Origin of the sequence: Pseudomonas sp. TWR2-1-1 (assembly GCF_049897045.1) — a bacterium.
In the GTDB taxonomy this organism is placed as follows: Bacteria; Pseudomonadota; Gammaproteobacteria; order Pseudomonadales; family Pseudomonadaceae; genus Aquipseudomonas; species Aquipseudomonas versuta.
On sequence record NZ_JAFCVM010000002.1, the window covers coordinates 96,422 to 110,392 of the forward strand.

The window sequence follows — 13,971 nt, forward strand, 5'->3', positions numbered from 1 at the left end:
CGCATAAGCCAGCTCGAGGCTGGCTTATGGTTGTGTTTTCTAACGAGTCAGAAATCAGTCGGCTTGTGGAGCTTCCACCGGCTTAACAGCTTCTTCGTAAGAGACCGCTTTATCGGTCACCTTAGCCTTCTGCAGAACAGTATCCACAACTTGCTCTTCCAGCACAACCGAACGAACCTCGTTCAATTGCGCGTCATTTTTGTAGTACCAAGCTACAACCTGCTCTGGCTCCTGGTAAGCGGAAGCCATTTCCTGAATCATTTCACGAACGCGATCTTCGTCAGGCTTGAGGTCGAACTGCTTGACCACTTCAGCCACGATCAGACCCAGAACTACACGGCGATTTGCTTGTTCTTCGAACAGCTCGGCCGGCAGTTGATCAGGCTTGATGTTGCCGCCGAATTGCTGAACAGCCTGAACGCGCAGACGATCAACTTCGTTGGACAGCAGGGATTTTGGCACTTCAATCGGGTTGGCAGCCAACAGACCGTCCATTACCTGATTTTTGACCTTGGATTTGATTGCCTGACGCAGCTCACGCTCCATGTTCTTGCGAACTTCAGCGCGGAAACCTTCCAGACCTGTTTCCTTGATACCGAACTGAGCGAAGAACTCTTCGTTCAGCTCTGGCAGCTTAGGCTCGGAAACAGTATTGACAGTCACAGTGAACTCAGCGGCTTTGCCAGCCAGGTCCAGGTTCTGATAGTCAGCAGGGAAAGTCAGGTTCAGAACGCGTTCTTCACCAGCTTTAGCACCTACCAGACCTTCTTCAAAGCCAGGAATCATGCGGCCCGAGCCCAGAACCAACTGAGTACCCTTGGCCGAACCGCCAGCAAATACTTCGCCATCAACTTTGCCAACGAAATCAATGTTCAACTGATCTTCGTTCTGAGCAGCGCGCTCAGTCAATTCAAAGCGGGTGTTCTGCTTGCGCAGTACGTCCAGCATTTTGTCCAAGTCAGCATCAGCCACTTCGGCGCTCAGGCGCTCGATAGCAATAGTGTCCAGACCGGTGACTTCGAATTCAGGGAATACTTCGAAGGTCGCAACGTATTCCAGATCCTTGCCTTTTTCGAAGACTTTTGGCTCTACCGAAGGTGCGCCAGCCGGGTTCAGCTTTTGCTCAACCACTGCTTCATAGAACGAAGCCTGGATCACGTTGCCCAGTGCTTCTTGACGCGCATCAGCTTCGTAACGCTGACGAATCACGCTCATTGGCACCTTGCCTGGACGGAAGCCCGGGATTTTGGCCTTTTGGGCGGTCTGCTGCAGACGCTTGTTGACTTCAGCCTCAATACGCTCAGATGGCACGCCAATGGTCATGCGACGCTCAAGAGCGGAAGTATTTTCAACAGAAACTTGCATGGATATTCCTCGTTGCACAGACATTAGCCGGCCGTTTCCGACCCCATAATCAAGGGCATGCATTCTAGTGGGTCAAACTCAAGAAGTCACCCTACCGCAATCGCGCACAGAAACAGCAGGCACATTATTAAGCGCAAGCAGTGATCTGCTCAAACACGCCAATACACAAAAAAGCTTACATAGCCCTAACTCAGAGCCTCTTGCCTTCTATATAGAAGAAGGCATTAACCAAGAGCACGACAACACCCGCAACCGACGCACGGGCGCAAGACAGGCATTATTCAGCAACACAATGTCGCCCACCCATCACATCAAAAAAGCCGGAACGAAAAAAAACGCCAGATTATTAATCTGGCGTTTTTCTAAATATGGGGTGGACGAAGGGGATCGAACCCTCGACAACGGGAGTCACAATCCCGTGCTCTACCAACTGAGCTACGCCCACCATATTGCATTTGAAACTCTTAACATCCCTACGAGCCACTCATGAAAGCGCAGCTTCGTAAAAGAATAAAGCCGCTCGGGGCGGCTTTATTCATCGGTCAAGCGAACCCTACAGAGAAATCGCCAAACCTTATTTGGTGCGGACGGAGAGACTCGAACTCTCACACCTTGCGGCGCTGGAACCTAAATCCAGTGTGTCTACCAATTCCACCACATCCGCATTCAAACTTTTGAAGCAAAGACGCCAGACTATTAATCTGGCGCCTTTCTAAATATGGGGTGGACGAAGGGGATCGAACCCTCGACAACGGGAGTCACAATCCCGTGCTCTACCAACTGAGCTACGCCCACCATATTGCCTTTGTAACCCTACTTGTGCCAAAGCTGCCTAATGGCGCACCCGGCAGGACTCGAACCTGCGACCATCCGCTTAGAAGGCGGATGCTCTATCCAGCTGAGCTACGGGCGCCTTGTTAATCTGTACTCTGTCACGACTACAAACTAAGTGCTTTCAGTATCACCAAGCCAGACATCAACTTCGCTCTACCTTCTTAACCAGTGCTAGGCTCTGCCCGACAAGTGCGACGAATATTATAGGCGACCCTGAAAGCCGTCAACTCTTTTTTAAAAAAAGTTTAGAAATATAAAGGAGTTAGGGGAATAAGCAGACCAAGCGCCTTTGCCCTTACGTCACGGCATGCGAGAATGCACGTCCTTTTTCCACCCTTTACGATGGTTAATCACGCGTAATGACTGCACAACTAATCGACGGCAAAGCGATCGCCGCCAGCCTGCGCAAGCAGATTGCAAAACGTGTCGCCGAGCGTCACGAGCAAGGCCTGCGCACTCCTGGCCTGGCAGTGATTCTGGTCGGCAGCGATCCTGCCTCCCAGGTTTATGTTTCGCACAAGCGTAAAGACTGCGAAGAGGTAGGCTTTCTCTCTCAAGCTTATGACCTGCCTTCGGATACTAGCCAGCAAGCACTGACCGACTTGATTGACCGTCTTAATGAAGACGCGAATATCGACGGCATTCTGTTGCAGCTGCCATTGCCCGAGCACCTGGACGCCTCCAAGCTGCTGGAGCGCATCCGCCCGGACAAGGACGTAGACGGATTCCATCCTTATAACGTCGGACGCCTGGCCCAGCGCATTCCACTGCTGCGCCCCTGCACCCCGAAAGGCATCATGACCCTGCTGGAAAGCACGGGGCAGGACCTGTACGGAATGGACGCGGTAATTGTTGGCGCCTCCAACATTGTTGGTCGCCCGATGGCAATGGAACTGTTGCTGGCAGGCTGTACCGTAACGGTTACCCATCGCTTCACCAAGGATCTGGCCGGCCACGTGGGCCGAGCCGACCTGGTGGTCGTAGCCGCCGGCAAGCCGGGCCTGGTCAAAGGCGAATGGATCAAGGAAGGCGCTATCGTTATCGACGTCGGCATCAACCGCCAGGCTGATGGCAAGCTGGTGGGCGACGTAGTTTACGAAACCGCCCTGCCCCGCGCAGGCTGGATTACTCCGGTTCCTGGCGGTGTTGGCCCGATGACTCGCGCCTGCTTGCTGGAAAATACTTTGTACGCAGCCGAAACACTGCACAAATAAACACCAGCACACGTACCAACAACGGCACCTTCGGGTGCCGTTGTTATTGGCGCAGCCAAAAAGCCGGACAAACAAAAGCCCGCACAGGGCGGGCTTTTGTTCACACAGCGATAAACCTAGTCAGCCAGGCGCCAGGTCGTACCGCCCTTACCGTCTTCAAGCACAACCCCCATAGCCGTGAGCTGATCACGAATCCGGTCCGACTCAGCCCAGTCTTTACCGGCACGAGCCGCCAAACGAGCTGCAATCAACGCATCAACCTGCCCCGCATCCACGCGCCTTTCAGCGCCAGCCTGCAAGAAATCATCAGCCTCAAGCTGCAATACACCCAGCACATCAGCCAATTCTTTCAAGCGCGCAGCCAGGCCCGCAGCCGCCGGCAGATCGGTTTCGCGCAACCGGTTGATCTCGCGAACCATCTCAAACAACACCGCACAGGCCTCCGGGGTACCGAAGTCGTCGTTCATCACCTGTGTAAAACGCTCAACGAACGCCTCACCACCGGCCGGTGCCACTTTTGGCAGCCCCTTGAGGGCGTGATAAAAGCGCTCAAGAGCCGCTTTCGCGTCCTTGAGGTTATCTTCGGAGTAATTGATCGAACTCCGGTAATGGCTGGACACCAACAAGTAACGCACCACTTCCGGGTGATATTTCTCCAGAACGTCACGAATGGTGAAAAAGTTGTTCAAAGACTTGGACATCTTCTCGCCATTGATGCGAATCATCCCGCAGTGCATCCAGGCATTGGCGTAGGTCTTACCCGTCGCAGCCTCACTTTGGGCGATTTCGTTCTCATGGTGCGGAAACTCAAGATCGCTGCCACCACCATGGATATCGAATGTTTCACCCAAGCAGCAGGTCGACATCACCGAGCACTCAATGTGCCAGCCCGGTCGACCCGCGCCCCACGGTGATTCCCAGCTTGGCTCGCCCGGCTTGACGCCCTTCCACAATACGAAATCCAGCGGATCGTCCTTGGCTTCATCGACTTCGATGCGCGCACCGATACGCAAGTCTTCGATCTTCTTGCGCGACAGCTTGCCGTAACCCATGAATTTGGCGACACGGTAATACACGTCACCATTACCCGGGGCGTAGGCATAACCCTTGTCGATCAGGGTCTGGATCATCGCGTGCATGCCAGGGATATGATCCGTGGCACGCGGCTCCATGTCCGGCTTGCGGATATTGAGTCGCGCTTCGTCTTCATGCATTGCAGCGGTCATGCGCGCGGTGAGCGCCTCAAACGTTTCGCCGTTTTTACGGGCACGGTTGATGATCTTGTCGTCGATGTCGGTGATGTTGCGCACATACGTCAAATCGTAACCGCTGAAACGCAACCAGCGCGTGACCAGGTCAAAAGCCACCATGCTGCGGCCGTGGCCCAGATGGCAGTAGTCGTACACGGTCATGCCGCACACATACATACGTACATTGTTGCCGTCCAGCGGCTTGAAAACTTCTTTGCTCTTGGTGAGCGTGTTGTAAATCGTTAGCACGATGGCTCCCTCAAAACTTGATCACTGACCCCAGGAATCACGCAAGGTCACAGTACGGTTGAATACCGGCTGGCCAGGTTTCGAGTCCTTGATATCTGCGCAGAAGTAACCTTCGCGCTCGAACTGGAAACGGTCTTCCGGCTGTGCATTGCCCAGCGACGGCTCAGCACGACAACCCGTAAGAACCTGCAACGAATCAGGGTTGATGTTTTCCAGGAAGCCCGCACCGTCCTCAGCCTTTTCAGGGTTCGGCGAGCGGAACAGACGATCGTACAGACGCACTTCGCATTCGACGCTGGCAGCAGCCGGCACCCAGTGCACAACACCCTTGACCTTGCGGCCTTCAGGATTCTTGCCCAGCGTTTCGGGATCGTACGAGCAATGCAGTTCAACGATGTTGCCATCGGCGTCTTTAATCGCTTCGTCAGCACGAATCACATAGCTGCCGCGCAGGCGCACTTCACCGGCAGGCTCAAGGCGCTTGTAACCTTTTGGCGGCTCTTCCATAAAGTCGTCACGATCGATGTAAATCTCACGGGCGAATGGCAACACGCGTACACCCATGTCTTCTTTAGGGTGGCGAGGCAGCTCAAGGTTTTCGACCTTGCCTTCCGGATAGTTGGTGATGATGACTTTCAATGGACGCAGCACACACATCGCGCGCGGAGCGCTGTGGTCCAGATCGTCACGAATGCTGAACTCCAGCATGCCGAAGTCAACCACGCCGTCGGAGCGGTTAGTGCCAACCATGTCGCAGAAGTTGCGGATTGATTTGGGCGTGTAACCACGACGACGGAAACCCGACAGCGTCGACATGCGCGGGTCATCCCAGCCATGTACGTGCTTTTCATCAACCAGTTGCTTGAGCTTGCGCTTGCTGGTGATGGTGTAGTTCAGGTTCAGGCGCGAGAACTCGTACTGACGCGGCTTGCTCGGCACCGGCAAGTTATCGAGGAACCATTCGTACAGAGGGCGATGACCTTCGAACTCCAGGGTGCAGATCGAATGGGTAATGCCTTCGATGGCATCCGACTGACCATGGGTGAAGTCATAGTTCGGATAGATGCACCACTTGTCGCCGGTCTGGTGGTGATGGGCATGCCGAATGCGATACAGGATCGGATCGCGCAGGTTCATGTTTGGCGACGCCATATCGATCCTGGCCCGCAATACACGCTTGCCGTCCTCGAACTCACCGGCCTTCATACGGGCGAACAGATCGATGTTTTCTTCGACGCTGCGATCACGGAACGGGCTGTTCTTGCCCGGCTCGGTCAAGCTGCCACGGTATTCCCGGGCTTGCTCGGGGGTCAGGTCGCAGACATAAGCCTTGCCTTCCTTGATCAGGTAAACCGCCCACTCATGCAGCTGGTCAAAATATTGCGACGCATAGCGCACTTCACCCGACCACTCGAAGCCCAGCCACTTGACGTCACTTTCGATCGCATCAATGTATTCCTGGTCTTCCTTGGCCGGGTTGGTGTCGTCAAAACGCAAATGCGTGACGCCGCCAAATTCCTGAGCCAGCCCAAAGTTCACGCAAATGGATTTGGCGTGACCGATGTGCAGGTAACCGTTGGGCTCCGGCGGAAAACGGGTCACGATCTGTTTGCATTTACCCGAGTCAAGGTCCGCCTGCACGATAGGACGCAGGAAATTGGCCGGTGCAGCAGGGCCAGCCTTTGGATTCAAAGTAGGGTCGACAGTGGGCTTGCTCATAGGATCCTTGAACGTAACAGGTGCGCGGCCTGGGTCGGCCGACTAAATCAAAGCGCCTATCATAGCCGATGCTGTCAAGTCCCTGACAGAGCAGGCGCTCAATCAAACCATTTGAAATACGGCCTTTTCATCCCCATATGGGAAAAACAGCATCGAAATGCCGTGCGGGCACGCTAAACTGCGCCCCGCGGCTGTGTCTACCCAGCCAGCTTTCGTCCTCTGGCCACCAGGCCGGGTTAAAAAGCTCACCGAATTCATCTGATAGAGCGATAGCAATCATGTCCAAAGTAAAACTGACTACCAACCACGGCGACATCGTGATTGAGCTGAACGCTGAAAAGGCGCCGATTACCGTCGCCAACTTCATCGAATACGTAAAAGCCGGCCACTACGAAAACACTGTATTTCACCGTGTAATCGGTAACTTCATGGTTCAGGGCGGCGGTTTCGAACCTGGCATGAAAGAAAAGAAAGACAAGCGCCCAAGCATTCAGAACGAAGCTGACAACGGCCTGCCAAACGAGAAGTACACCGTGGCAATGGCTCGCACCATGGAGCCGCATTCGGCTTCCGCCCAGTTCTTCATCAACGTGGCTGACAACAGCTTCCTCAACCACTCCGGCAAAACTGCTCAAGGCTGGGGTTATGCAGTGTTCGGTAAAGTGGTTGAAGGTCAGGATGTTGTCGACAAGATCAAAGGTGTCAAAACCACTTCCAAAGCTGGCCATCAAGACGTGCCGGTAGACGACGTGATTGTCGAGAAAGCAGAGATCATTGAGTGATACTACTGATTTCAGATTTGCATCTGGAAGAGGAGCGCCCGGACATAACCCGGGCGTTTCTGGATTTCCTGACCGGGCGTGCGCGCTCGGCTCAGGCGCTGTACATCCTGGGTGATTTTTTCGAAGCCTGGATAGGCGACGATGCAATGACACCCTACCAGCGTTCTATCTGTGAAGCGCTGCGGACACTGAGCGATAGCGGCACGCAGATTTTTCTGATGCACGGCAATCGCGACTTTTTGCTTGGCCAGGCCTTTTGTAAAGCGGCTGGCTGCACCCTGATCAAAGACCCCACCGTGGTCGATTTCTACGGCGAACCGGTCTTGCTGATGCACGGCGATAGCCTGTGCACCCGCGACGAATCCTACATGCGTCTGCGACGCTACCTGCGCAACCCTGTGATCATGTGGATATTGCGCCACCTGCCACTGAGCACCCGTCATAAACTGGCGCGCAAGCTACGCAGCGAAAGCCGCGCGCAGACCCGCATGAAAGCCAACGACATTGTTGATGTGACCCCCGAAGAAGTGCCGCGGGTCATGGCGCACCATGGCGTACGCACGCTGATTCACGGGCACACCCACCGCCCGGCAATTCACAAATTGCAGATTGGCGAACAGGCTGCCAGGCGCATTGTGCTCGGCGACTGGGACAAACAAGGCTGGGCGCTGCAAGTGGATGAGCAAGGCATGCAACTGGCGCCGTTTGATTTCGCCACCCCGCCTTTATTGCAACACCGCGAACAGTAGGAATGTGGGAGCTGGCTTGCCGGCGATGGCATCACCCCGGCGGATCGACCAGACCCGGGCAACACCATCGCCGGCAAGCCGGCTCCCACAAGTTTCAGGCTTTAGCAGGTTTAATGTCCGCTCGCCGCCGGCCCGGGTTTCGCCGCAAACGGCGGCTTGGCCAGCCACACCAGCAAAATCAGCCCCATAAACATCCAGCCCATCAACGTGAAGTAGTCCACGGTCGACAGCATATAGGCCTGGCTGGTCAATACCTGGTCAAGCTGCGCGTAGGCCTTGGTACTCGCCCCGCCCAAATTCTCCAGCGCATGCCGGGTGACGGGATCATAGGTACTCATGCTTTCACTCATGTAGGCATGGTGCTGATCCGCACGACGAATCCAGATCCAGGTGGTCAGGGATGCCGCAAAACTCCCCCCTAGCGTGCGCAAGAACGTCGCCAACCCGGCGCCATCGGCGATTTGATGCGGCGGCAAATCCGACATCAAGATACTCAGGGTCGGCATAAAGAACAGCGCAACGCCAATCCCCATAAACAGCTGCACCAGCGCCACATGCTGGAAGTCCACCTGACTGGTGAAGTCGGCCCGCATAAAGCAACTCAGGCCAATCGCCAAAAAGGCCAGCCCTGCCAACAACCGCAAATCAAATTTATGCGCGTATTTGCCCACAAACGGCGACATCAACACCGGCAAAATCCCGATCGGAGCCACCGCCAAACCGGCCCAGGTCGCGGTATAACCCATCTGTGTCTGCAGCCATTGCGGCAGGATCAGGTTGATGCCGAAGAAACCGGCATAGCCCAATACCAGCACGATGGTGCCGATGCGAAAGTTGCGATAAGCAAATAAGCGCAAATTCACGATCGGGTGCTTGTCGGTCATTTCCCAAATGATAAAAGCCGCCAGCGCCACCACTGACAATGCAGTGCCCATCAGGATGAAGCTGGACTCAAACCAGTCCAGATCATTGCCTTTGTCGAGCACGATCTGCAGCGCTCCGACACCAATGATCAGGGTAATGAGACCTACATAGTCCATCGGCTGACGGGTGATCACCACAGGGCGGGCCTTGAGCTGCTGGCGAACCACCATCACGGCAAAGAAGCCAATAGGAATGTTGATAAAGAAGATCCACGGCCAACTGTAACTGTCCGTGATCCAGCCACCCAATATGGGGCCGGCAATGGGCGCAACCACCGTGACCATCGCCAGCAATGCCAATGCCATCCCCCGTTTCGCGGGGGGGTACACCGCAATCAACAGGGTCTGGGTCATGGGATACAACGGCCCGGCGACCAACCCTTGCAGCACCCGGAAGCCGACCAGTTCGGGCATCGACGTAGAAATACCGCACAGGAACGAAGCCAGTACGAACAGAATCGTGGCCCACAGAAACAGCTTCACCTCACCAAAGCGCCGGCTCAGCCAGCCAGTCAATGGCAAGGCAATCGCGTTACTTACAGCAAATGAAGTAATCACCCACGTGCCCTGCTCCGAACTCACCCCCAGGTTGCCGGAGATGGTGGGCAAAGCGACGTTGGCAATAGTGGTATCGAGCACCTGCATAAAAGTCGCCAGCGACAGGCCAATGGTGGCGAGCACTAAGCTGGGCGGGGAAAAAGACGCGTTTGTACTCATCGCAAATCCTTTAAAACCTGGGTTGCAGCCCTACCGCACGGCAGGGCCTATGGATTGGCGAATCAGCGTTGAACGGCGGTTTTACCCGTCACAGCACTGTTGCTGTCAATCAAGCGCGTAATCATGGCATCGGCATCAGCCAGTTGCTTCTCGTACACATTGGTCGTGAACGAAGCTTTTTGCGGGGGCTGCTGGGCCAGCACCGGGCCACTCTGATCATGCAGATTCACATCGACCGTGGTCGACAAGCCAACTCGCAGTGGATGCTTTTCCAGCTCATCGGCATTGATATGAATGCGCACGGGTACCCGCTGTACGATCTTGATCCAGTTGCCCGTGGCGTTTTGCGCCGGCAACAGGGCGAAAGCGCTGCCGGTTCCGGAACCGATACTGTCGATGGTGCCGCTGTACTTCACGTCACTGCCATAGATATCAGACTCGATGTCCACCGGCTGACCGATGCGCATCTTGTGCAACTGGGTTTCCTTGAAGTTGGCATCAATCCATAACTGATTCAGTGGAATGACGGCCATCAAGGCGGTGCCCGGCTGAACCCGCTGACCCAACTGGACGGTTCGCTTGGCCACATAGCCGGTCACAGGTGCAATCAACGTGGAGCGGGCATTTGCCAGGTACGCCTGGCGTAACTGCGCTGCAGCAGCCTTCACATCGGGATGATCGGCAATCGTGGTGTTATCCACCAGCGCACTGGTGGTATCGAGCTTTTGCTCGGCATTGCGCAGGGCACTTTGCGCAGAGGCCAGATCATCCCGTGCATGGGACAGCTCTTCCTGGGAAATCGCCCCGCCCGCTGCCAGGCTCTTGCGGCGGTTGTAGTTGTCCTGGGCCTTTTGTACTTCGACTTTTTGCGCCGAGACCTGGGCATTCATGCCGTTCACATCGCTGAACAGGCCGCGGACCTGACGCACAGTGCGGGCCAGATTGGCCTCGGCACTCTGCAAGCCAACCAGAGCATCGCTTGGATCGAAGTTGAGCAGCACCTGCCCTTCATGAACCAGATCGCCATCATCGGCGCCGATACTCACCACCGTCCCGGTGACCAGCGGGGTGATTTCCACCACGTTGCCGTTTACATAAGCGTCGTCCGTACTTTCACTCCAGCGACCATACAGCTCATGCCAGGCCCAGACGCCCAACGCGACCAGGATCACCAGAATTGCCAGCCCGCCGAGCCAGAGCTTGCGTTTGCGCTGATTGCCAGCGTCCTGGTTTTGTTGCGTTTCATTCGGTGTTTGCACAGTGGCCATGACGAGTACCTAAATTTATTCTGCCAGCGAGGCTTGAGTGGGAACGGCCGCAACCGTGTTACCGGGCTCAAAGCCACCGCCCAGGGCTTGCATCAGTTGAATCGAAAGGTCGATCTGCTCCGCATTCAGGTCCGCCAACTGGCGCTGGGCCTGGAGCAGTTGTTGCTCAATGCTGAGGACATCGAGGTAGTTGCCCACGCCCGATTCATAGCGCTGCAACCCGGTGTTGTAGGACTCTTGAGCAATATCCGCCGCCCGCTGCTGAGCGCTGATCTGCTGCCCCATGGCTTTTAACTGCTCCAGGGTATCGCTGACATCACCCAGTGCCGCCACCAGGGTCTTGTTGTATTGCGCCACGGCCAGATCGTAATTGGCGTCCTCGGCATCCAGGCCGGCACGCAGACGACCACCATCAAAGATCGGCAGTGAAACGGCAGGCGCAATATTGAAGAAGCGGCTGGCCGAACCGAACAAGGCATCGCCCAGCAACGACTGAGTACCCGCCACTGCGCTCAAGTTGAGATTGGGATAAAAGCGAGTTTTGGCAGCGGCAATATTCTTGCTGGCGGCCTCAACACGCCAGCGAGCAGCGACCAAATCGGGACGACGGCCAAGCAAATCGGCGGGCAAGGTGCTCGGCAACGCCACCACGCCCGGGGTCAGAATTTTCGGCCGGGCAATCTCTATGCCGCGATCCGGCCCCTTGCCCAACAACACCGCCAGCGCAATACGTGCGCTTTTGAGTTGTTTTTCAGCATTGATCACTTGCTCCTGGGAGCTGGCCTCAAGGCTTTCGGTTTGTTGGTATTGATAGTGGCTGTCGATCCCGGCTTGCAGGCGTCGCTTGCTCAAGTCGAGCATTTGGCGAGTACGCGCCAGATCGTCATTGGCCAGATCACGCACGCTGTAGGCATGCCCCAGGTTGCTGTAAGCCCGCGCCACATCAGCAGCCAGAGTCAGACTCGCCGCCTGGCCGTCGACCTCAGCGGCCCGGGCTTGACCCAGAGCGGCCTCCCAGGCATCGCGCTGACCGCCCCACAGATCGAAGGTGTAATTGAATGTCAGATTGACGTCGCGCACCGTGTCATAAACACCGCCCCGACCGCTCGGATCCTGAGAGCGTGACAAGCGTGACCGCGTGACATCAGCCTCGGCATCGAGGGTCGGCATGCGTGCGGCATTGGCTGCACCCGCCGCCGCGCTCGCCTGATGAACCCGGGCACTGGCAATCTGCATATCAGGGCTGTCGCGCAACGCTTCCTGAATCAACCCGTCGAGTTGTCCGTCGCCCAGACGTTTCCACCAGTCTTTTTGCGGCCAGGCGGCTGGCGTCACGCTGACTCCGTTGAGCGACTGTGCCGCCTTGAGGTTTTTCGCCTCAAGACTGGCGCCATCGGTGCTCAACCCGCTGTAACTGGCGCAGCCGGCCAAAGCCATGGACACAAATACCAGGCTCAGGCCTGTACGTAGCGTTTTGTTGCTCATTTTTCACCCAAACGCATGACGGTGATCGGGTCACCGGCCGCCAGCAGTATTTTTTTGAGGATCTGTTCCAGGCTTTGCAACTCTTGCGGGCTGATAGCGCTTGCCAACTGGTTCATTGCATCGGCGCCAACCTGCGGCAGCAGGGCCGCCAATGCCTGACCGTCATCGGTGAGTACCAGACGTACCTGACGGCGGTCAGACTCGGATCGCTGGCGTATCAACAGATTTTTCTGTTCCAGGCGATCAAGCATGCGAGTCATCGAGCCGCTGTCCAGTGACAGGTGACGGCAGAGCTCGGCCGGGGTATCGACGTCGAACTGGGCCATGATGATCAGCACTTTGAACTGCGCCGCCGTGATGCCGAAAGGCTCCATATGACGGTCAATAATGCGGTCTTTGAGCATCGCAGTACGCCCCAGGAGCAAGCCCAGGGTGCAATTTTGAAAAGTATCGGGATGGAAATGCTTCATGAGGAAGCTGCCTAGGCAGTAATGTTTCGAAATATTACTGTCTAGGCAGCTAATGTCAAGTCGATTATTAGGCAGCTATCTATCAGGCTATCCGGAACCACGTAGCAGCTGCCGAATAACGAGGCTGCGTCCGGCGACGAAGTCGCCGTAAAACAGGCCATGTGGCTCTACAGAAAAACCGCATTCTCAGACTTAATGATTGCCTCGCCATCGAACGCAGCCTCGTTCCTTCTTCAGCTGCTACAAACTTTATGCCTGGCCTGGCACGCCGCTATGGAAACGGAATTCAACATCCGGCGATTCGATGAGTTCCTGCTCGGCCACCCTCACCCGCTCGATAACCTGAGCAATATCCTTGGCATCGCCGTATTGGTAGGCGAGTTTCAAGTAGCCCTGGAAGTGCCGTGCTTCGCTTTTGAGCAGCCCGAAGTAGAACTTGCCCAGTTCCTCGTCCAGATGCGGCACCAGGGCTTCGAATCGCTCACAACTGCGCGCTTCAATAAAGGCACCCACCACCAGCGTGTCCACCAGCTTTACCGGTTCGTGATTGCGCACGACCTTGCGCAGCCCAGAGGCATAGCGCCCGGCAGACAACTGACGCAGTTCAATCTTGCGCTTTTTCATCAGGCGCATGACTTGCTCGTGGTGCACCAGCTCTTCACGGGCCAGACGCGACATCATGTTGATCAGATCGACATGGGAGTGGTACTTGGCGATCAGGCTCAATGCAGTGCTGGCGGCCTTGAATTCGCAATTTTTGTGATCGATCAGCAAGGTTTCCTGATCTGCCAGTGCGGCCGCAATCCAGCCGTCAGGGGTCCGACAGCCCAAAAACTCATGAATTTCAGGAAGAATCACGGGCGCGCTCCCGAACATAGGGGGTTGCACAGCAGACCGGCAGTGTTTTGAAAAATCGCTGACATGAGGCTCACAAAGACTGGATTAA

At 55.9% G+C, this 13,971-nt stretch carries 11 protein-coding genes and 4 tRNA genes; 3 read left to right on the plus strand and 12 right to left on the minus strand.

Going from position 1 to position 13,971, the window contains the following annotated elements:
- Positions 1-54 precede the first annotated feature (54 nt).
- The 5 genes from tig to ACP7BO_RS05380 form a co-directional block, all read right to left on the minus strand.
- Positions 55-1,365, minus strand: a complete 1,311-nt coding sequence (gene tig / locus ACP7BO_RS05360; RefSeq protein ID WP_060694239.1) for a trigger factor — start codon at positions 1,363-1,365, stop codon at positions 55-57.
- Between the two features lie 369 nt (positions 1,366-1,734).
- Positions 1,735-1,810 (minus strand) — tRNA-His (locus ACP7BO_RS05365).
- A 134-nt stretch (positions 1,811-1,944) separates the two neighbouring features.
- Positions 1,945-2,029: transfer RNA gene (locus ACP7BO_RS05370), tRNA-Leu, on the minus strand.
- A 55-nt stretch (positions 2,030-2,084) separates the two neighbouring features.
- Positions 2,085-2,160, minus strand: a tRNA-His gene (locus ACP7BO_RS05375).
- Between the two features lie 41 nt (positions 2,161-2,201).
- Positions 2,202-2,278, minus strand: a tRNA-Arg gene (locus ACP7BO_RS05380).
- Between the two features lie 280 nt (positions 2,279-2,558).
- On the opposite strand from ACP7BO_RS05380, the gene folD reads away from it, so the two are divergent.
- Positions 2,559-3,413: a bifunctional methylenetetrahydrofolate dehydrogenase/methenyltetrahydrofolate cyclohydrolase FolD gene (gene folD, locus ACP7BO_RS05385; protein ID WP_060694241.1), complete on the plus strand. Its 855-nt coding sequence runs from the start codon at positions 2,559-2,561 to the stop codon at positions 3,411-3,413.
- Between the two features lie 116 nt (positions 3,414-3,529).
- Here folD and cysS read toward each other — a convergent pair whose 3' ends face one another.
- Entirely contained in the window at positions 3,530-4,912 is a 1,383-nt protein-coding gene (gene cysS, locus ACP7BO_RS05390) for a cysteine--tRNA ligase (protein WP_426209016.1), read from the minus strand.
- Between the two features lie 21 nt (positions 4,913-4,933).
- Complete coding sequence (locus ACP7BO_RS05395; protein WP_060694245.1) at positions 4,934-6,631, minus strand: glutamine--tRNA ligase/YqeY domain fusion protein; 1,698 nt, start codon at positions 6,629-6,631, stop codon at positions 4,934-4,936.
- A gap of 278 nt (positions 6,632-6,909) precedes the next feature.
- Here ACP7BO_RS05395 and ACP7BO_RS05400 point away from each other — a divergent pair, with 278 nt between their 5' ends.
- Both ACP7BO_RS05400 and lpxH read left to right on the plus strand, forming a co-directional pair.
- The gene (locus tag ACP7BO_RS05400; protein ID WP_060694247.1) at positions 6,910-7,413 is read left to right on the plus strand and encodes a peptidylprolyl isomerase; all 504 of its coding nucleotides are present in this window, start codon (positions 6,910-6,912) and stop codon (positions 7,411-7,413) included.
- Complete coding sequence (gene lpxH / locus ACP7BO_RS05405; RefSeq protein WP_397454452.1) at positions 7,410-8,162, plus strand: UDP-2,3-diacylglucosamine diphosphatase; 753 nt, start codon at positions 7,410-7,412, stop codon at positions 8,160-8,162. Before ACP7BO_RS05400 ends, lpxH begins: the two co-directional genes overlap by 4 nt.
- Before the next feature lie 110 nt (positions 8,163-8,272).
- On the opposite strand, the gene ACP7BO_RS05410 is transcribed toward lpxH, so the two are convergent.
- The 5 genes from ACP7BO_RS05410 to ACP7BO_RS05430 form a co-directional block, all read right to left on the minus strand.
- Entirely contained in the window at positions 8,273-9,802 is a 1,530-nt protein-coding gene (locus ACP7BO_RS05410; protein ID WP_397454453.1) for a DHA2 family efflux MFS transporter permease subunit, read from the minus strand.
- A gap of 62 nt (positions 9,803-9,864) precedes the next feature.
- Positions 9,865-11,070, minus strand: a complete 1,206-nt coding sequence (locus ACP7BO_RS05415) for an efflux RND transporter periplasmic adaptor subunit (RefSeq protein WP_060694253.1) — start codon at positions 11,068-11,070, stop codon at positions 9,865-9,867.
- A gap of 15 nt (positions 11,071-11,085) precedes the next feature.
- Complete coding sequence (locus ACP7BO_RS05420; RefSeq protein WP_426209020.1) at positions 11,086-12,555, minus strand: efflux transporter outer membrane subunit; 1,470 nt, start codon at positions 12,553-12,555, stop codon at positions 11,086-11,088.
- A complete protein-coding gene (locus ACP7BO_RS05425; protein WP_060694257.1) occupies positions 12,552-13,025 on the minus strand; it encodes a MarR family winged helix-turn-helix transcriptional regulator in 474 nt (157 codons plus the stop codon). The genes ACP7BO_RS05420 and ACP7BO_RS05425 overlap by 4 nt, the downstream gene beginning before the upstream one ends.
- A gap of 249 nt (positions 13,026-13,274) precedes the next feature.
- Positions 13,275-13,883 (minus strand): tRNA-(ms[2]io[6]A)-hydroxylase, encoded by a 609-nt coding sequence (locus ACP7BO_RS05430; protein WP_060694259.1) that lies wholly within the window; start codon positions 13,881-13,883, stop codon positions 13,275-13,277.
- Positions 13,884-13,971 lie beyond the last annotated feature (88 nt).